This window comes from Leclercia sp. TB492 (assembly GCF_049974505.2).
Classification (GTDB): Bacteria; Pseudomonadota; Gammaproteobacteria; order Enterobacterales; family Enterobacteriaceae; genus Enterobacter; species Enterobacter adecarboxylatus_C.
In genome coordinates this window covers 1,238,621-1,256,448 of record NZ_CM127572.1, presented here as the reverse complement: position 1 = coordinate 1,256,448, position 17,828 = coordinate 1,238,621, and the positions used below count along the sequence as shown (strand labels likewise).

The window sequence follows — 17,828 nt, the reverse complement described above, 5'->3', positions numbered from 1 at the left end:
ACTGGCTGCCATGCAAGAGCAATACCGCCCGGAAGAGATAGAATCGAAAGTCCAGCAACACTGGGACGAGAAGCGCACTTTTGAAGTCACCGAAGACGAGAGCAAAGAGAAGTATTACTGCCTGTCGATGCTTCCCTATCCTTCTGGCCGACTACACATGGGCCACGTGCGTAACTACACCATTGGTGATGTGATCGCCCGCTATCAGCGCATGCTGGGTAAAAACGTCCTGCAGCCGATCGGCTGGGATGCATTCGGTCTGCCAGCTGAAGGTGCCGCGGTAAAAAACAACACCGCCCCGGCGCCATGGACCTACGACAACATCGCCTACATGAAAAACCAGCTCAAGATGCTGGGCTTTGGCTATGACTGGAGCCGCGAGCTGGCGACCTGCACCCCGGAATACTACCGCTGGGAGCAGAAGTTCTTCACCGAACTGTACAAAAAAGGGCTGGTCTACAAGAAGACCTCCGCCGTTAACTGGTGCCCGAACGATCAGACCGTTCTCGCGAACGAACAGGTTATCGACGGCTGCTGCTGGCGCTGCGACACCAAGGTTGAGCGTAAAGAGATCCCGCAGTGGTTTATCAAAATCACCGCTTACGCTGACGAACTGCTGAGCGATCTGGATAATCTGGATCACTGGCCAGATACCGTGAAAACCATGCAGCGCAACTGGATCGGCCGTTCTGAAGGGGTGGAAATCACCTTCAACGTTGAGAACTACGATCAGAAACTGACCGTTTACACCACCCGCCCGGACACCTTTATGGGGGCGACCTATCTGGCCGTGGCCGCTGGTCACCCGCTGGCGCAGAAAGCGGCAGAGAACAATCCGGAACTGGCTGCCTTCATCGACGAGTGCCGCAACACCAAAGTGGCCGAAGCCGATATGGCGACCATGGAGAAGAAAGGCGTTGCTACCGGTTTCTACGCCACGCACCCGCTGACCGGCGAAGCGATCCCGGTCTGGGCAGCCAACTTCGTACTGATGGAGTACGGTACGGGCGCTGTGATGGCCGTTCCGGGTCACGATCAGCGCGACTACGAATTTGCCACCAAATACAGCCTGGCGATCAAACCGGTTATCCTCGCGGCAGACGGCTCTGAGCCGGACCTTTCCGAACAGGCGCTGACCGAAAAAGGCACCCTGTTCAACTCTGGCGAATTCAGCGGCCTGAGCTTCGAAGAAGGCTTCAACGCCATCGCCGACAAGCTGGCTGCACTGGGCGTTGGCGAGCGTAAAGTTAACTACCGTCTGCGCGACTGGGGTGTTTCCCGTCAGCGTTACTGGGGCGCGCCAATCCCGATGGTCACCCTGGAAGATGGCACCGTTCTGCCAACCCCGGAAGATCAGCTCCCGGTGATCCTGCCGGAAGACGTGGTTATGGACGGCATCACCAGCCCGATCAAAGCCGATCCTGAGTGGGCGAAGACCACCGTGAACGGCATGCCTGCGCTGCGTGAAACCGACACCTTCGACACCTTTATGGAGTCCTCCTGGTACTACGCGCGCTATACCTGTCCGCAGTATCAGGAAGGCATGCTGGATTCCGATGCAGCAAACTACTGGCTGCCGGTCGACATCTACATCGGCGGGATCGAACACGCCATCATGCACCTGCTCTACTTCCGCTTCTTCCACAAGCTGATGCGCGATGCGGGCCTGGTGAACTCTGACGAGCCAGCCAAACAGCTGCTGTGTCAGGGTATGGTGCTGGCGGATGCGTTCTACTACGTGGGCGTGAACGGCGAGCGTAACTGGGTCTCCCCGGTTGATGCCATCGTTGAGCGCGACGAGAAAGGCCGTATCGTTAAGGCGAAAGATGCCGCGGGTCACGAGCTGGTGTATACCGGCATGAGCAAAATGTCGAAGTCCAAAAACAACGGCATTGACCCGCAGGTGATGGTTGAGCGTTACGGTGCCGATACCGTGCGTCTGTTCATGATGTTTGCCTCCCCGGCAGACATGACTCTCGAGTGGCAGGAGTCCGGCGTTGAAGGCGCTAACCGCTTCCTGAAGCGTGTCTGGAAGCTGGTTTACGAGCACACCTCTCAGGGCGAAGCACCGGCATTGGATACCGCAGCACTGACTGAAGATCAGCAGGCGCTACGCCGTGATGTTCATAAAACTATTGCTAAAGTGACCGATGATATTGGTCGCCGTCAGACCTTCAATACCGCAATTGCGGCTATTATGGAATTGATGAACAAGCTGGCGAAAGCCCCGCAGGAAGGCGAGCAGGATCGTGCCTTAATGCGTGAAGCGCTGCTGGCGGTTGTCCGTATGCTGAACCCGTTCACCCCTCACGCCAGCTTTACCCTGTGGCAGGAGCTGAATGGCGAAGGCGATATCGACAATGCACCGTGGCCGGTGGCGGATGAATCCGCAATGGTGGAAAACACCACCCTGGTCGTCGTTCAGGTCAACGGCAAAGTTCGCGGTAAAATCACTGTTCCGGTTGATGCAACCGAAGAGCAGGTCCGCGAGCGTGCTGGCCAGGAACATCTGGTGGCGAAGTATCTCGATGGCGTTACCGTACGTAAAGTGATCTACGTGCCCGGTAAACTGCTGAACCTGGTCGTTGGCTAAGCGCGGGAGGAAGCGTGCGACAACTGGCAACATTACTGTTATCGCTGGCGGTGTTGGTCACCGCCGGCTGTGGCTGGCACCTGCGCAATACCACACAGGTGCCGGAACAGATGAAAACGATGATTTTCGATTCGGGCGATCCAAATGGTCCGCTGAGCCGTGCCATTCGTAACCAGCTGCGTCTTAACGGCGTTGACCTGATCGAAAAAGGAACGCTGCGCCAGGATATACCGTCATTCCGCGTATTAAGCTCGACCCTGAGCCAGGATACCGCCTCCATCTTCCAGGATGGTCGTACTGCGGAATACCAGATGGTGATGGAAGTCCACGCCGCGGTTCTGATCCCGGGTAGCGATATTTACCCTATCAGCACCAAGGTCTACCGTTCGTTCTTCGATAACCCGCAGACTGCACTGGCGAAAGATGCTGAGCAGAGCATTATCATTAACGAAATGTATGACAAGGCAGCAGAGCAGCTGATCCGTAAGCTGCCGAGCGTCCATACCGCTGAAAAAGAGAATGACCTTAAAGCTCAGCCTGGTGCTCAGCCAACGGCATCCTCACCTCGCGTCTCCACGACGCTGGGTCAGTAATGCTCAGGTTGTACCCTGAACAACTCCGCGCGCAGCTCAATGAAGGGCTGCGCGCGGCGTATCTGCTTCTCGGAAACGATCCGCTGCTGTTGCAGGAAAGCCAGGACGCCGTACGTCAGCTTGCGGCAACCCAGGGCTTTGACGAGCACCACAGTTTCACTCTGGATAACAGCACCGACTGGCAGGAGATTTTCTCCCTCTGCCAGGCAATGAGTCTGTTTGCCGCCCGGCAAACCCTGCTTATTCAGTTACCTGAAAACGGCCCCAATGCCGCTATCAACGAACAGCTAGCCACGCTGGTGAGCCTGCTGCACGGCGATCTTCTGTTGATTGTTCGCGGCAACAAGCTGACCAAAGCCCAGGAGAATGCCGCCTGGTTTACGGCGCTGGCAAACCATTCGGTGCTGGTGACCTGTCAGACCCCGGAACAAGCGCACCTGCCCAAATGGGTCGCGGCCCGGGCTAAACAGCGTAATCTGGAGCTGGATGATGCTGCCAACCAGCTGCTCTGTTACTGCTACGAAGGTAATCTGCTGGCCCTTGCCCAGGCCCTTGAGCGTCTGTCTCTGCTCTGGCCGGATGGCAAACTGACCCTGCCGCGCGTCGAGCAGGCGGTTAACGACGCGGCCCACTTCACCCCTTTCCACTGGGTCGATGCCCTGCTCTCAGCGAAGAGCAAGCGCGCCCTGCATATTCTGCAACAGCTGCGTCTTGAAGGCAGTGAGCCGGTGATCCTCCTGAGAACCCTGCAGCGTGAACTGCTGCTGCTGCTAACCCTGAAACGTCAGTCAGCGCATACTCCTCTGCGTGCGCTGTTTGATAAACACCGGGTCTGGCAGAACCGTCGCGGTATGACCACCGAGGCCCTGAATCGCCTGAGTCCGGAACAGCTGCGCCAGGCCGTTCAGCTGCTGACGCGTACCGAGCTGACCCTGAAGCAGGATTACGGTCAGTCGATCTGGTCAGAGCTGGAAAGTCTTTCGCTGTTGCTGTGCCACAAGGCGCTGGCCGATATTTTTATAGAGGGGTAAAAGATGCACTCTCTACAAGCCCTGTTTGGCGGCACCTTTGACCCGATCCACTACGGGCATCTGAAACCGGTCGAGATTCTGGCGAACCAGATTGCCCTGCAATGCGTCACTATTATGCCGAACAACGTGCCGCCGCACCGCCCGCAGCCCGAGGCCAGCCCTGCACAACGCAAAGAGATGCTGGCGTTGGCGATTGCCGATAAGCCGCTGTTTCGCCTTGATGAACGCGAGCTGCGCCGGGACACCCCGTCGTATACCGCCGAAACGCTGAGGGCGTGGCGCGCCGAACAGGGGACGGAGACCCCTCTGGCATTTATCATCGGCCAGGACTCGCTGCTTAACTTCCCGGGCTGGTATCAATATCAGACTATCCTCGATAATAGCCATCTGATCGTCTGTCGTCGCCCGGGCTATTCCCTGACGATGAAAGAGGAGCAGCATCAGCAGTGGCTGGAGCAGCACCTGACGCACCAGGTTGAGGATCTGCATAGCCTGCCGGCCGGTAAAATTTACCTGGCGGAAACGCCGTGGTTTGATATTTCGGCCACGCTGATCCGCCAGCGTCTGCAGCAGGGGCTCCCCTGCGATGAGATGTTGCCCGCTGCGGTGCTGCGTTACATTCAACAGCAAGGTCTGTATCAGAAAAGCAGCAACTGACCGGGCGGCGGGAGAAAAAGCGCGCCATTCGCGCTCTCGCCATTGACACCCCCGTCCAGGCTGATATCCTCCGCTGCCAGACTTCCCGCCAGCACTGTTTTACAAAAACTGTTTTACAAAAATGGCGATGCAATCTCCGGCATAGGGTGGGATGATACCCGCCTTCGCAGGCCCGTCCGGTGACATTTGTCCCGACACTGCGGCCAGTTCAGGTATACTGTCTGACTACGAATTTACAGTTATTCAATCTCACTCTCCCAGGGGGAAAACTTGCAGGGTAAAGCACTCCAGGATTTTGTTATCGACAAAATTGATGACCTGAAAGGTCAGGACATCATCGCCATCGACGTTCAGGGCAAATCAAGCATCACCGATTGCATGATTATCTGCACCGGTACCTCCACTCGCCACGTTGCGTCCATCGCTGACCATGTGGTTCAGGAATCCCGCGCTGCCGGTATGCTGCCGCTGGGCGTAGAAGGCGAAGCGACCGCTGACTGGGTCGTCGTTGACCTTGGCGATGTGATTGTCCACGTCATGCAGGAAGAGAGCCGTCGCCTGTATGAGCTGGAAAAACTCTGGGGTTAATGCGTGAAGCTGCAACTGGTAGCCGTCGGCACAAAAATGCCCGACTGGGTACAAACGGGGTTTACTGAATATCTGCGTCGTTTTCCGAAAGACATGCCGTTTGAGCTGGTGGAGATCCCCGCCGGTAAACGCGGCAAAAACGCAGATATCAAACGCATTCTCGATAAAGAGGGTGAACTGATGCTGGCTGCCGCAGGCAAAAACCGCATCGTCACGCTCGATATTCCGGGCAAGCCCTGGGATACACCGCAGCTGGCGCATGAACTGGAGCGCTGGAAGCAGGACGGTCGCGACGTCAGCCTGTTAATCGGCGGTCCGGAGGGGTTATCTCCCGCCTGCAAAGCGGCAGCAGAACAGAGTTGGTCTCTCTCCGCGCTGACGCTCCCCCACCCGCTGGTTCGGGTGTTGGTTGCTGAAAGTCTCTATCGCGCGTGGAGCATCACGACTAACCATCCTTATCACCGTGAGTAATGATGACGTCCTGGATAAATTAAGCAGCGGATGAAACTACAGAATTCTTTTCGCGACTATACGGCTGAGTCCGCGCTGTTTGTGCGCCGGGCGCTGGTCGCCTTTTTGGGGATTTTGCTGCTGACTGGCGTACTGATCGCCAACCTCTATAATCTGCAGATTGTCCGTTTTACCGATTACCAGACCCGCTCCAACGAAAACCGCATCAAACTCGTCCCCATCGCCCCAAGCCGCGGCATTATCTACGATCGCAACGGTACGCCACTGGCGCTGAACCGCACGATCTATCAGATCGAAATGATGCCGGAAAAGGTCGATAACGTGCAGGATACGCTCGAAGCGCTACGCAGCGTGGTCGATCTGAATGACGACGATATTGCCACCTTCAAAAAAGAGCGTTCCCGCTCGCATCGCTTTACGTCGATCCCGGTTAAAACCAACCTCACCGAAGTTCAGGTGGCCCGTTTCGCCGTAAACCAGTACCGCTTTCCCGGTGTGGAAGTCAAAGGCTACAAGCGCCGCTTCTACCCGTACGGCTCTGCCCTGACGCACGTCATCGGCTACGTCTCAAAAATCAACGATAAAGACGTCGACAGGCTGGACAAAGACGGCAAGCTCGCCAACTACGCGGCGACGCATGATATTGGCAAGCTGGGCATTGAGCGCTATTACGAAGATATACTCCACGGTCAGACCGGGTACGAAGAGGTTGAAGTTAACAACCGCGGCCGGGTTATCCGTCAGCTGAAAGAGGTGCCGCCGCAGGCCGGGCATGACATCTATCTGACCCTGGATCTCAAACTCCAGCAGTATGTTGAAACCCTGCTGGCAGGCAGCCGTGCGGCAGTGATTGTGACCGACCCACGCACCGGCAGCATTCTGGCGCTGGTCTCCACCCCGAGCTACGACCCGAACCTGTTCGTGGATGGCATCTCCAGCAAAGATTATTCGGGCCTGCTCAACGACCCCAACACGCCGCTGATCAACCGCGCAACCCAGGGCGTCTATCCGCCGGCATCGACGGTTAAGCCTTATGTGGCAGTCTCCGCGCTGAGCGCCGGGGTGATCACCCGCAATACCGGTCTCTTCGATCCGGGCTGGTGGCAGTTGCCTGGCTCTGAAAAACGCTACCGCGACTGGAAGAAGTGGGGTCACGGCCATCTGAACGTCACTAAATCGCTGGAGGAGTCGGCGGATACCTTCTTCTACCAGGTCGCCTATGACATGGGCATCGACCGTCTGTCCGAGTGGATGGGCAAATTTGGTTATGGTCACTATACCGGTATCGACCTGTCAGAAGAGCGTTCCGGCAACATGCCCACCCGCGAATGGAAGCTGAAACGCTTTAAGAAACCCTGGTACCAGGGTGATACCATTCCGGTAGGGATCGGCCAGGGCTACTGGACCGCAACGCCGATTCAGATGAGCAAAGCGCTGATGATCCTTATCAACGATGGGGTGGTAAAAGTGCCGCACCTGCTGATGAGCACCGTCGAAGACGGCAAAAAAGTGCCGTGGTCGCAGCCGCACGAGCCGCCGGTGGGCGATATCCACTCCGGTTACTGGGAAATTGCCAAAGACGGAATGTACGGCGTAGCCAACCGCGCAAACGGTACGGCGCATAAATACTTTGCTGGCGCACCCTATAAAATTGCGGCGAAATCCGGTACCGCGCAGGTCTTTGGCCTGAAAGCGAACGAAACCTATAACGCGCATAAAATTGCTGAACGTCTGCGTGACCATAAGCTGATGATTGCGTTTGCTCCATACGATAACCCGCAGGTCGCCGTGTCGATTATTCTGGAAAACGGCGGTGCAGGCCCGGCGGTCGGTACCATCATGCGCCAGATCCTTGACCACATCATGCTGGGTGATAACAACACTGACTTGCCGAGTGAAAGCCCGGCTGCCGCCGGCGCGGAGGACCAATAATCGTGACGGATAATCCGAATAAAAAATCGCTGTGGGACAAGATCCACATCGACCCGGCCATGCTGCTAATCCTGCTGGCGCTGCTGGTCTATAGTGCCCTGGTCATCTGGAGCGCCAGCGGCCAGGATCTCGGCATGACGGAACGCAAAATCGGCCAGATCACCATGGGTCTGGTGGTGATGGTAGTGATGGCGCAGATCCCTCCACGGGTCTACGAGGGCTGGGCGCCCTATCTCTATATTTTTTGTATCATTCTGCTGGTGGCGGTGGATGCGTTTGGCGCTATCTCAAAAGGCGCGCAGCGCTGGCTGGACCTCGGTATCGTGCGTTTTCAGCCCTCAGAGATTGCGAAAATCGCCGTTCCCCTGATGGTGGCTCGCTTCATAAACCGTGACGTTTGCCCACCGTCGTTGAAAAACACCGCTATCGCGCTGGTGCTGATCTTCCTGCCTACGCTGCTTGTCGCCGCGCAGCCGGATCTCGGCACCTCAATTCTGATCGCCCTCTCCGGCCTGTTTGTTCTGTTCCTCTCCGGGCTGAGCTGGCGGCTTATCGGCATTGCGGTGGTACTGGTTGCCGCCTTTATCCCGATCCTGTGGTTCTTCCTGATGCACGATTATCAGCGCCAGCGCGTGATGATGTTGCTCGATCCGGAGAGCGACCCGCTCGGAGCAGGCTATCATATTATACAGTCGAAGATTGCGATCGGCTCTGGCGGCCTGCGCGGCAAGGGCTGGCTGCACGGCACCCAGTCGCAGCTTGAGTTTCTGCCCGAACGCCACACCGACTTTATCTTCGCGGTTCTGGCGGAAGAGTTAGGGCTGGTGGGGATATTGATCCTGCTTGCGCTGTACCTGCTGTTAATCATGCGCGGATTGTGGATAGCCGCCCGGGCGCAAACCACCTTTGGCCGGGTGATGGCCGGTGGCTTGATGTTGATTTTATTCGTTTATGTTTTCGTAAATATTGGTATGGTGAGCGGTATTCTGCCGGTGGTAGGCGTACCGCTTCCGCTGGTGAGTTACGGAGGCTCGGCCCTGATCGTTCTGATGGCCGGGTTCGGGATCGTGATGTCGATCCACACACACAGAAAAATGTTGTCAAAAAGCGTATAAGGGGCACGCAATGCGTAAGCAGTGGTCTGGGATCTGCATCGCAGTGAGTTTACTGGCAGCCTGTACAAGTGACGACGGTCAGCAGCAAGCTGCCGTCGCACCGGCGCAGCCGGCAGTATGTAATGGTCCGGTGGTTGAAATCAGCGGAGCCGATCCGCGTTTTGAACCGCTGAGCGCCACCGCTAATCAGGATTACGAACGCGACGGTAAAAGCTACAAAATCGTTCAGGATCTCTCCCGATTCAGTCAGGCAGGCCTGGCGGCTATTTATGATGCCGAACCGGGAAGCAACCTGACCGCCAGCGGCGAAGCGTTCGACCCGATGCAGCTCACCGCTGCGCACCCGACTCTGCCGATCCCGAGCTATGCGCGTATCACCAACCTGGCGAATGGCCGGATGATCGTGGTGCGTATCAACGATCGTGGCCCTTACGGCAACGATCGCGCGATCTCGCTGTCGCGCGCCGCGGCCGACCGCCTGAATACCTCCAATAACACCAAAGTGCGCATCGACCCGATTATTGTTGCTCAGGACGGTTCGCTCTCGGGTCCAGGTATGGCCTGTACCACCGTGGCAAAACAGACTTACGCCCTGCCCGCGCGTCCCGATCTGAGCAGCGGTATGGGTGGTGCATCGTCCGTTTCCGAACCTGCGCCGCAGGGTGACGTGCGTCCCATCAGTAACGACACGCTGAAAAGCGAAGACAGCATGGGCGCGCCGGTCAGCAGTAGCGGCTTCCTTGGCGCGCCGACCACGCTCGCCTCTGGGGTGCTGGAAGGCAGCGAACCGCCTGCGCCTCAGCCGGTTGTCACTGCGCCAGTGAACCAGACGGCGCCGGTCACAGCCCCTGTTCCGGCCCCAACTCAGGCACCGGTGACGGCGCCCGTTTCTGCACCAGCCCAGGCCGGCGGCTACGTCGTGCAGGTTGGCGCGGTCAGCGATCGGGCTCGTGCCCAGCAGTATCAGCAACGCCTCGGTCAACAGTTCGGCGTGCCGGGCCGCGTTGAGCAAAATGGCGCGGTATGGCGTATTCAGCTAGGTCCGTTTGCCAGCAAATCTGAAGCAGCAGCGCTGCAGCAGCGTCTGCAGAATGAGGCGCAGTTACAGTCGTTTATCGCTGTTGCGAAATGATTAATCAGCGGTATCCGAATTGTCAGTATTTGTCATGTTGATTCACACTCTCATGCTGAAAGTCGGATGCCTGCCTGTATAGCATTTGCTATAGTAAGGCACTTTTTTTAATTCCATCACGGATGTCGTTGTTCTGACCATGAAGACCACTTTCTCCGCTCGTTTTATGCAGCGCATGGCGCTCACTACGGCGCTTTGCGCAGCCACGCTCTCCGTGGCTCACGCCGATGACCTGAATATCAAGACCATGATCCCGGGCGTTCCGCAGATCGACGCGGAATCCTACATCCTGATCGACTACAACTCCGGCAAAGTATTGGCTGAACAGAACGCTGATGCACGACGCGACCCGGCCAGCCTGACCAAAATGATGACCAGCTACGTCATCGGTCAGGCCATGAAAGCAGGTAAATTCAAAGAAACCGACCTGGTGACCATCGGTAACGATGCATGGGCTACCGGCAACCCGGTGTTTAAGGGCTCATCGTTGATGTTCCTGAAACCAGGCATGCAGGTTCCCGTATCCCAGCTGATCCGTGGTATTAACCTGCAGTCCGGTAACGACGCCTGCGTGGCGATGGCTGATTTTGCTGCGGGCAGCCAGGATGCCTTTGTCGGCCTGATGAACAGCTACGTTTCCGCGCTGGGCCTGAAAAACAGCCACTTCCAGACCGTTCACGGCCTGGATGCTGATGGTCAGTACAGCTCTGCACGCGATATGGCCCTGATTGGCCAGGCGCTGATCCGTGACGTGCCAAACGAATACACCATCTATAAAGAGAAAGAGTTTACCTTTAACGGTATTCGTCAGACCAACCGCAACGGCCTGCTGTGGGATAACAGCCTGAACGTTGACGGCATCAAAACGGGTCACACCGATAAAGCCGGTTACAACCTGGTAGCCTCTGCCACCGAAGGTCAGATGCGCCTGATCTCAGCGGTTATGGGCGGTCGTACCTTCAAAGGGCGTGAAACCGAGAGCAAGAAGCTGCTGACCTGGGGCTTCCGCTTCTTCGAAACTGTGAACCCACTGAAAGCGGGTAAAGAGTTCGCCTCTGAGCCGGTATGGTTTGGGGATAACGATCGCGCCTCCCTGGGTGTCGATAAAGATCTCTACCTGACTATCCCACGCGGCCGCATGAAAGATCTGAAGGCCAGCTATGTGCTGAACGCCAGCGAGCTGCACGCCCCGCTGCAGAAAAACCAGGTCGTGGGCACCATCAACTTCCAGCTTGATGGCAAAACTATCGATCAGCGCCCACTGGTGGTGCTGGATGAAATCCCGGAAGGCAATTTCTTCGGCAAAATCATTGATTACATTAAATTGATGTTCCATCACTGGTTTGGTTAAGAATTGAACACTTGAAAGTGTGATTTCCGTCCCCATATACTATGTAACCTGATAACTCCCACCCAACGTGGGAGTTATTCTTTTTTTGACGTACTGCCGGAGCTCACATGAAAACCAAACTTAACGAACTGCTTGAATTCCCTACTCCTTTTACTTACAAAGTAATGGGGCAGGCGTTGCCTGAGCTGGTTGATCAGGTGGTTGAAGTGGTACAGCGCCACGCGCCAGGCGACTACTCTCCGACGGTGAAACCAAGCAGCAAAGGCAACTACCACTCCGTGTCTATCACCATCACGGCGACGCATATTGAACAAGTCGAGACGCTGTACGAAGAGCTTGGTAATATCGATATCGTACGTATGGTGCTGTAACGCCTTTCGGTTACCCGCATGGCCGGGTAACCTGTTTCCCCTCTGTGATATACTCCCCGCTACAGTTTGTCCCTTCGTTCGGAGATATCGTTTTGTATCAGGATACTATTCTCGTCCGTCAGCTTGGGCTCCAGCCCTATGAACCTGTCTCCAAGGCTATGCATGAATTCACCGACACGCGCGACGAGAACACGCTGGATGAGATCTGGCTGGTAGAGCATCCCCCGGTGTTTACCCAGGGCCAGGCCGGAAAAGCAGAGCATCTGCTGATGCCTGGCGATATCCCGGTGATCCAGAGCGATCGTGGCGGGCAAATCACCTACCACGGCCCGGGCCAACAGGTGATGTATGTCCTGCTCAACCTGAAGCGCAGGAAGCTCGGCGTACGCGAGCTGGTAACGCTGCTTGAACAGACGGTAGTCAATACGCTGGCCGAATTTGATATTGATGCGCACCCGCGCGCGGATGCGCCCGGCGTCTATGTTGGCGAAATGAAAATATGCTCTCTCGGTCTGCGTATTCGCAAAGGGTGCTCTTTTCACGGTCTTGCTTTAAATATCAATATGGATCTTTCGCCTTTCCAGCGCATCAATCCTTGCGGTTATGCCGGGATGGAAATGGCGCAAATGCGTCAGTGGGTAGAGAACATTACCCCGGAAATTGCACGCCCTCATTTGGTTAATGCTTTTTTAGCCCTGCTAAACAATCCACCCCATAAATATATTCCTGCTTAATTACTGCCTCCCGTTGGCTCATTATTTGATGGGCCATTCTTATTTGAAGGCTTTTACGCTTTACATCAATGCCTGGTTTCTATATTTTCAAAAAGACCGTAACGCGCCTGCGTATAAGCATTTATCTATTGTCTGCTCCGGCATGGCCAACCGACTGGCACGGATCACGCCTGCGCAAATATTAGACAACCCAATGATTTTACTTAAAAAGATTAACCCTCGAAAGCAGTTTATCCATAACAATAAGCACATTATTTAAATTCAACTATTATTTATATTGTGAATGAAAAGGGAGGAATAGCGTGGATAATAATAATTCTTCAGAAAAGCGCTTGAGTGAACCAGGCATTGAAGCAAAACCACAAATTTTTCGGACTTTACGCAATATTGATCTCAACTTATTGACGATTTTTGAGGCGGTGTATGTTCACAAAGGGATCGTTAATGCTGCGAAAATTCTTAATCTCACTCCCTCGGCAATAAGCCAGTCCATACAAAAATTACGGACAATTTTCCCCGACCCGTTATTCATTCGCAAAGGCCAGGGCGTGACGCCAACCGCCTACGCCACGCATCTGCACGAATACATCAGCCAGGGCCTGGAGTCGATTCTCGGGGCGTTGGATTTAACCGGCAGCTACGATAAGCAGCGCACTATCACTATTGGTACCACCCCGACCGTGGGCGCGCTGGTTCTGCCGCCGATTTACCAGGCCGTAAAGACGCATGCGCCACACCTGATGCTGCGTAATATTTCGGTCAATGACGCCGAGACGCAGCTGGGTCAGTTCCAGACCGACCTGATTGTCGACAGTAACGCCCTTAATGCCCGCGCCCTGAGCCACAACGTACTCTTCGCTGACAGGCTACTGTTGATCTGCCGAAAACACCATCCAGCCCTGAGCCAGGCCGCCACGGTTGAAAATCTGCAGCACTACGAGCAAACGTTGCTGATGCTGGAAGGACAAAACCTGAATGGCCTGCGGCAACGCATTAACGATATTTTCCCGGAAAAACAGGTCAACTTCAGCAGTTACAATCTTTTTACGATTGCCGCCCTGATCGGCAGCAGCGATCTGATTGGTATCATCCCGGAGCGCCTGTTTAACCTGGTACGCCACTGCTGGCCGCTGGAGCAGATCCCCTTCGCCCCACTCAATGCAGAATGCGTTGAAATCTCGCTGTATTACAACAAGCTGAGCCTGCGTGACCCTGTGCTGGAAAACCTGATCAACGTTATCCGCCAGGCCTTCTGAAAAGGGGTTATCCCCTGCAAAGCCGTGCTGCTCCACACAAAAGGCACTAAACAACAACTATTTTACAATTTGGCGACCGGGCAGGCTGCTTTATCGTCCGTATCAATGATATACTGCCTGTCGTTCGTTCAAAAATAGTTGATAAATACAACATTCCCTTGAATTGAAACGCTTTCCTTCGATTTTCGCAACTGGAAGACGCACGCTATGAGTAAACCCATTGTGATGGAACGTGGTGTTAAATACCGCGATGCCGATAAAATGGCCCTAATCCCGGTTAAAAACGTGGCTACGGAGCGCGAAGCGCTGTTAAGAAAACCGGCCTGGATGAAGATTAAACTTCCGGCGGACTCTTCGCGTATTCAGGGAATCAAAGCAGCGATGCGCAAAAACGGCCTTCACTCCGTTTGTGAAGAAGCTTCCTGCCCGAACCTTGCTGAATGTTTTAACCACGGCACCGCGACCTTCATGATCCTCGGCGCGATTTGTACCCGCCGCTGCCCGTTCTGTGACGTTGCCCACGGTCGTCCTGTTACCCCTGACGCTAATGAGCCACAGAAACTGGCACAGACCATTGCTGACATGGCGCTGCGCTATGTGGTTATCACCTCCGTTGACCGCGACGATCTGCGCGACGGCGGTGCACAGCACTTTGCCGACTGTATCTCTGCCATTCGGGAAAAAAGCCCGTCCATTAAAATTGAGACGCTGGTTCCTGACTTCCGTGGCCGTATGGATCGTGCGCTGGATATCCTCAACGCCACCCCGCCGGACGTGTTTAACCACAACCTGGAAAACGTGCCGCGTCTCTATCGTCAGGTTCGTCCGGGTGCCGATTACAACTGGTCGCTGAAACTGCTGGAGCGTTTTAAAGAAGCGCATCCGGAGATCCCAACCAAATCCGGTCTGATGGTCGGTCTGGGTGAAACCAACGAAGAGATCGTTGAAGTGATGCGCGACCTGCGTCGCCACGGCGTCACCATGCTGACGCTGGGCCAGTATCTGCAGCCAAGCCGTCACCACCTGCCGGTCCAGCGCTACGTGAGCCCGGAAGAGTTTGATGAAATGAAAGCCGAAGCGATGGCAATGGGCTTCACCCATGCTGCCTGCGGTCCGTTCGTTCGTTCGTCCTACCATGCCGATATGCAGGCGAAAGGCGAAGAAGTGAAGTAAACCCCGTCACAAAAGTTTACAGTTCACCCATAAAAAAACCGGCCTGAGCCGGTTTTTTTCTATCGCAAGCCATGAGGCGTGGCCGTTACTCTTTGTGCGAGAGTTTCTCAGTGGCGATATCCGCATCGGCTTTCTTCGCCGTGGCGTCATCGTCGTTCATCGCCTTCTTAAAGCCTTTGATGGCAGCACCCAGGTCTCCGCCCAGCGTACGTAATTTCTTGGTACCAAACAGCAGGACAACCAGTGCGGCTACCACCAGCAGTTTGGTAATACTAATCTCACCCATAGATACCTTCTTGACGTAAACAGGCTGCGTTTCGCGCCTAAAAAACCCGACGTTATTAACGGTCATTTGACGCCCGCACACAATAGCAATCTGTAACAAGGTGAATCAAGCGTTGTTTAAAAAACGTCATAATAATTGCGGAGGCGCGAAGCGTCGGTTGCGCAGGACCGGCAGCTGCTGACGCGCCAGGGTAACGCGTTCCCGGCTAATCTCAGCTAACAGCAGCGCCGGCCCCTCAGCTGCAGCCGCAATGGTCACGCCCAGGGGATCGATAATGCGGCTCTGACCAATATTTTTGTTACCGCACTCCCCTGCTGCCACCACATAGCAGGTGGTGTCCAGCGCCCGGGCCGCCAGCAGCGTTGCCCAGTGGTGCTCCTTGAGCGGCCCTCTGACCCACGCCGCTGGCAGGACTAACACGTCCGCCCCCGCCAGCGCCAGGTTCAACGCCATCTCCGGGAAGCGCAAATCGTAGCAGGTCATCAACCCCAGACAAATCCCGTCGATTTCGATTAACGGCGGCACACGCGTTCCCGCATCGACCAGCCGGGATTCCCGGATACTGAACGCATCATAAAGATGCAGCTTGGCGTACTGCTCAACTATCCTGCCGTCACGCAGAGCGACGAGGGTGTTTATCGCCCTTCCTGCGGTTGACGGGACATGCACGGTCAGCACCGTTGTCATCTGGTTCCGGGCACTCTCTGCCATCAGCATCGTTAAAAAGCCGCCGTCCAGCGGCTGGGCCGACTTCACGGACAGGTCGGGATCGTTATCATCGCGGGCCAGTAGCGCTTCAGGCAGTACCAGCAGCGAAGCCCCCTGCGCTGCTGCCTGCGCCATCAGCGACACGCAGGTTTCGGCATTTTTTTGCCAGTTTGCCGTTACTGCAAATTGTCCAACCGCAACGTGCATATTTTCTCCTTACCTCAAACGGCGTTACACTCAGAGTCCTTACACATCAGATAGCAGGTATTGTTCGTGTTTCAACTTCTTTTAGCTGTTTTTATCGGTGGGGGCACAGGAAGCGTGGCGCGCTGGCTGTTGAGCATGCGGTTTAACCCTCTGCACCAGCAGATCCCGTTTGGCACCCTTACGGCCAATCTTCTCGGCGCTTTTATCATTGGGCTGGGTCTGGCGTGGTTCAACCGAATGACCCATATCGATCCTGTCTGGAAAGTCCTTATCACCACCGGCTTTTGCGGCGGGCTGACTACCTTTTCAACGTTCTCCGCAGAGGTGGTGTTTCTGTTGCAGGATGGACGTGCGGCCTGGGCGCTCCTGAACATTGCGGTCAATCTGCTGGGTTCGCTAATGATGACCGCGCTCGCATTTTGGTTAATTTCTGCGGTGAATGCTCACTAAAAGACGCGGGCCTTAATGTTGGCTTAATTTTTCTCAGGCAACCTGTCACCACATACACTGAGGGTGACGCAATGAAAGAGAAAATAACAAATGCGGGGATGTTCGTACTGAGCGTAGCGATTCTTGCCAGCTTTTTGAGACTGTACTTGTTCAGCTGAGCCAAAACGAAAAAAACCCGCTCAGGGAGCGGGTTTTGAAATTCTTGCTGGTCTCGTCTGAATTACAGAGCGATGACGTTAGCAGCAGAAGGGCCTTTGGCACCGTTAGTGATTTCAAACTCAACGCGCTGACCTTCAGCCAGGGTTTTGAAACCATTGCTCTGGATTGCAGAGAAGTGTACGAACACGTCTTTGCTGCCATCTTCCGGAGTAATGAAACCGAATCCTTTGGATTCATTAAACCACTTAACGTTACCTTTAATCTTAGACATCAAAATTACCTTTACATGAAAATTGGACACAAATGCTGTGTCGGGTATCAGTACAACAATTGTGAGCGGTTTTGTCCAGCGCCTTTTTGAAGAAAAGTGACAAAAGTCGCGTTAATTTTTGCCCCCCAATTTTTATCCTTTACGATTCAACAAGTGGCTATTAAATCACCGCTACGTAAAGTTTTTTCAGTTAAAACTGGAAGCGCATCCAGGCGAAGTAGACGTTGCCGTTGTTATAGGTGCCCGGGATATAGGTCATCTGGAAAGTGGCCGGGCCGTACCCTACCGAGGCCAGCGGCAAGACCAGCGGAACAGGGATGTAATTCCAGTTATCGCGCGCCGTGACGGCGGCGGTAAAGCCAAGGCCCAGATGGAAATTATCGTCGGCCAGCGGTCGCCAGGTTTTCTCCCAGCCGTAGCCCGCAATAGGCTCCCATTTATTGTAAGAGTCTTTAAACGCCATCGCGTAAAGACCATGCCAGTTGCCTTTTTCATCCCAGCGTGACTGACCAAAGCCCGCGCCCCACGGCCGCTCATTGTAGCGATCGGTCTTCTCCTTGTCGTACGCGAAGCGGGCATGCCAGGTAATCGCTGGCACGTAGAGATCGTAATGTTGAGGTTCTTCCCAGGTTTCAATCATATCGTTGTGGATAGTTTTGACCCAGGCTCTGAGAGGAGGAACGTCTTTAGCCATTGCCACAGTTGAAAAAGTCAACTGAGCAAAAATAAAAGAAAAAACAAGGAAAGACT

Annotated in this window: 19 protein-coding genes; 15 read left to right on the top strand and 4 right to left on the bottom strand. The window is 55.0% G+C overall.

All coding sequences use genetic code 11. From position 1 onward, the window contains the following. The first annotated feature begins 10 nt into the window (after window positions 1-10). From leuS to lipA, 14 genes are all read left to right on the top strand, one after another. Window positions 11-2,593, top strand: coding sequence for a leucine--tRNA ligase (gene leuS, locus ACP4QI_RS05795; protein ID WP_156263202.1), 2,583 nt, complete (start codon window positions 11-13; stop codon window positions 2,591-2,593). 14 nt (window positions 2,594-2,607) lie between these two features. Beyond that, window positions 2,608-3,186: an LPS assembly lipoprotein LptE gene (gene lptE / locus ACP4QI_RS05790; RefSeq protein ID WP_156263201.1), complete on the top strand. Its 579-nt coding sequence runs from the start codon at window positions 2,608-2,610 to the stop codon at window positions 3,184-3,186. Further along, window positions 3,186-4,217, top strand: a complete 1,032-nt coding sequence (gene holA, locus ACP4QI_RS05785) for a DNA polymerase III subunit delta (protein WP_156263200.1) — start codon at window positions 3,186-3,188, stop codon at window positions 4,215-4,217. Before lptE ends, holA begins: the two co-directional genes overlap by 1 nt. A 3-nt stretch (window positions 4,218-4,220) precedes the next feature. Further along, window positions 4,221-4,874, top strand: coding sequence for a nicotinate-nucleotide adenylyltransferase (nadD, locus tag ACP4QI_RS05780; RefSeq protein ID WP_426495073.1), 654 nt, complete (start codon window positions 4,221-4,223; stop codon window positions 4,872-4,874). A gap of 270 nt (window positions 4,875-5,144) precedes the next feature. Next, window positions 5,145-5,462 carry a ribosome silencing factor gene (gene rsfS, locus ACP4QI_RS05775; protein WP_032617029.1) on the top strand — a complete coding sequence of 106 codons (318 nt, stop codon included), beginning with the start codon at window positions 5,145-5,147 and terminating at the stop codon, window positions 5,460-5,462. Between the two features lie 3 nt (window positions 5,463-5,465). Then, a complete protein-coding gene (rlmH, locus tag ACP4QI_RS05770) occupies window positions 5,466-5,933 on the top strand; it encodes a 23S rRNA (pseudouridine(1915)-N(3))-methyltransferase RlmH (RefSeq protein ID WP_003858701.1) in 468 nt (155 codons plus the stop codon). A 30-nt stretch (window positions 5,934-5,963) separates the two neighbouring features. Further along, window positions 5,964-7,865, top strand: coding sequence for a peptidoglycan DD-transpeptidase MrdA (gene mrdA, locus ACP4QI_RS05765; protein WP_142488670.1), 1,902 nt, complete (start codon window positions 5,964-5,966; stop codon window positions 7,863-7,865). 2 nt (window positions 7,866-7,867) lie between these two features. Beyond that, window positions 7,868-8,980, top strand: coding sequence for a peptidoglycan glycosyltransferase MrdB (gene mrdB / locus ACP4QI_RS05760; RefSeq protein ID WP_032617027.1), 1,113 nt, complete (start codon window positions 7,868-7,870; stop codon window positions 8,978-8,980). Window positions 8,981-8,990: 10 nt separating this feature from the next. Then, window positions 8,991-10,112, top strand: coding sequence for an endolytic peptidoglycan transglycosylase RlpA (gene rlpA / locus ACP4QI_RS05755; protein ID WP_426495074.1), 1,122 nt, complete (start codon window positions 8,991-8,993; stop codon window positions 10,110-10,112). A 139-nt stretch (window positions 10,113-10,251) separates the two neighbouring features. Continuing rightward, window positions 10,252-11,463: a D-alanyl-D-alanine carboxypeptidase DacA gene (dacA, locus tag ACP4QI_RS05750; RefSeq protein ID WP_142488668.1), complete on the top strand. Its 1,212-nt coding sequence runs from the start codon at window positions 10,252-10,254 to the stop codon at window positions 11,461-11,463. A gap of 107 nt (window positions 11,464-11,570) precedes the next feature. Continuing rightward, on the top strand, window positions 11,571-11,834 hold the full coding sequence (gene ybeD, locus ACP4QI_RS05745; RefSeq protein WP_003022706.1) for a DUF493 family protein YbeD: 264 nt from the start codon (window positions 11,571-11,573) through the stop codon (window positions 11,832-11,834). A gap of 92 nt (window positions 11,835-11,926) precedes the next feature. After that, complete coding sequence (gene lipB / locus ACP4QI_RS05740) at window positions 11,927-12,568, top strand: lipoyl(octanoyl) transferase LipB (RefSeq protein ID WP_426495075.1); 642 nt, start codon at window positions 11,927-11,929, stop codon at window positions 12,566-12,568. A gap of 302 nt (window positions 12,569-12,870) precedes the next feature. Further along, entirely contained in the window at window positions 12,871-13,824 is a 954-nt protein-coding gene (locus ACP4QI_RS05735) for a YbeF family transcriptional regulator (protein ID WP_156263195.1), read from the top strand. A 207-nt stretch (window positions 13,825-14,031) separates the two neighbouring features. After that, a complete protein-coding gene (gene lipA / locus ACP4QI_RS05730) occupies window positions 14,032-14,997 on the top strand; it encodes a lipoyl synthase (RefSeq protein WP_156263194.1) in 966 nt (321 codons plus the stop codon). Between the two features lie 85 nt (window positions 14,998-15,082). Here the strand turns inward: lipA and tatE are convergent, their stop codons facing one another. Both tatE and ACP4QI_RS05720 read right to left on the bottom strand, forming a co-directional pair. After that, window positions 15,083-15,283, bottom strand: a complete 201-nt coding sequence (gene tatE / locus ACP4QI_RS05725) for a twin-arginine translocase subunit TatE (protein WP_142488664.1) — start codon at window positions 15,281-15,283, stop codon at window positions 15,083-15,085. 126 nt (window positions 15,284-15,409) lie between these two features. Continuing rightward, window positions 15,410-16,198, bottom strand: a complete 789-nt coding sequence (locus ACP4QI_RS05720; RefSeq protein WP_426495076.1) for a deaminated glutathione amidase — start codon at window positions 16,196-16,198, stop codon at window positions 15,410-15,412. 66 nt (window positions 16,199-16,264) lie between these two features. Here ACP4QI_RS05720 and crcB point away from each other — a divergent pair, with 66 nt between their 5' ends. Further along, window positions 16,265-16,648, top strand: coding sequence for a fluoride efflux transporter CrcB (crcB, locus tag ACP4QI_RS05715; protein ID WP_039031372.1), 384 nt, complete (start codon window positions 16,265-16,267; stop codon window positions 16,646-16,648). A gap of 220 nt (window positions 16,649-16,868) precedes the next feature. Here the strand turns inward: crcB and cspE are convergent, their stop codons facing one another. Further along, entirely contained in the window at window positions 16,869-17,078 is a 210-nt protein-coding gene (gene cspE / locus ACP4QI_RS05710; protein WP_002439184.1) for a transcription antiterminator/RNA stability regulator CspE, read from the bottom strand. A gap of 190 nt (window positions 17,079-17,268) precedes the next feature. Then, window positions 17,269-17,772 (bottom strand): lipid IV(A) palmitoyltransferase PagP, encoded by a 504-nt coding sequence (gene pagP / locus ACP4QI_RS05705; protein ID WP_231600433.1) that lies wholly within the window; start codon window positions 17,770-17,772, stop codon window positions 17,269-17,271. Window positions 17,773-17,828 lie beyond the last annotated feature (56 nt).

What these genes read in the sequence shown, in the direction of transcription:
- leuS (WP_156263202.1), top strand. Translation starts at nt 11, where the DNA reads ATGCAAGAGCAATACCGCCCGGAAGAGATAGAATCGAAAGTCCAGCAA.
- holA (WP_156263200.1), top strand. Translation starts at nt 3,186, where the DNA reads ATGCTCAGGTTGTACCCTGAACAACTCCGCGCGCAGCTCAATGAAGGG.
- nadD (WP_426495073.1), top strand. Translation starts at nt 4,221, where the DNA reads ATGCACTCTCTACAAGCCCTGTTTGGCGGCACCTTTGACCCGATCCAC.
- mrdA (WP_142488670.1), top strand. Translation starts at nt 5,964, where the DNA reads ATGAAACTACAGAATTCTTTTCGCGACTATACGGCTGAGTCCGCGCTG.
- rlpA (WP_426495074.1), top strand. Translation starts at nt 8,991, where the DNA reads ATGCGTAAGCAGTGGTCTGGGATCTGCATCGCAGTGAGTTTACTGGCA.
- dacA (WP_142488668.1), top strand. Translation starts at nt 10,252, where the DNA reads ATGAAGACCACTTTCTCCGCTCGTTTTATGCAGCGCATGGCGCTCACT.
- ybeD (WP_003022706.1), top strand. Translation starts at nt 11,571, where the DNA reads ATGAAAACCAAACTTAACGAACTGCTTGAATTCCCTACTCCTTTTACT.
- lipA (WP_156263194.1), top strand. Translation starts at nt 14,032, where the DNA reads ATGAGTAAACCCATTGTGATGGAACGTGGTGTTAAATACCGCGATGCC.
- tatE (WP_142488664.1), bottom strand. Translation starts at nt 15,283, where the DNA reads ATGGGTGAGATTAGTATTACCAAACTGCTGGTGGTAGCCGCACTGGTT.
- ACP4QI_RS05720 (WP_426495076.1), bottom strand. Translation starts at nt 16,198, where the DNA reads ATGCACGTTGCGGTTGGACAATTTGCAGTAACGGCAAACTGGCAAAAA.
- cspE (WP_002439184.1), bottom strand. Translation starts at nt 17,078, where the DNA reads ATGTCTAAGATTAAAGGTAACGTTAAGTGGTTTAATGAATCCAAAGGA.
- pagP (WP_231600433.1), bottom strand. Translation starts at nt 17,772, where the DNA reads ATGGCTAAAGACGTTCCTCCTCTCAGAGCCTGGGTCAAAACTATCCAC.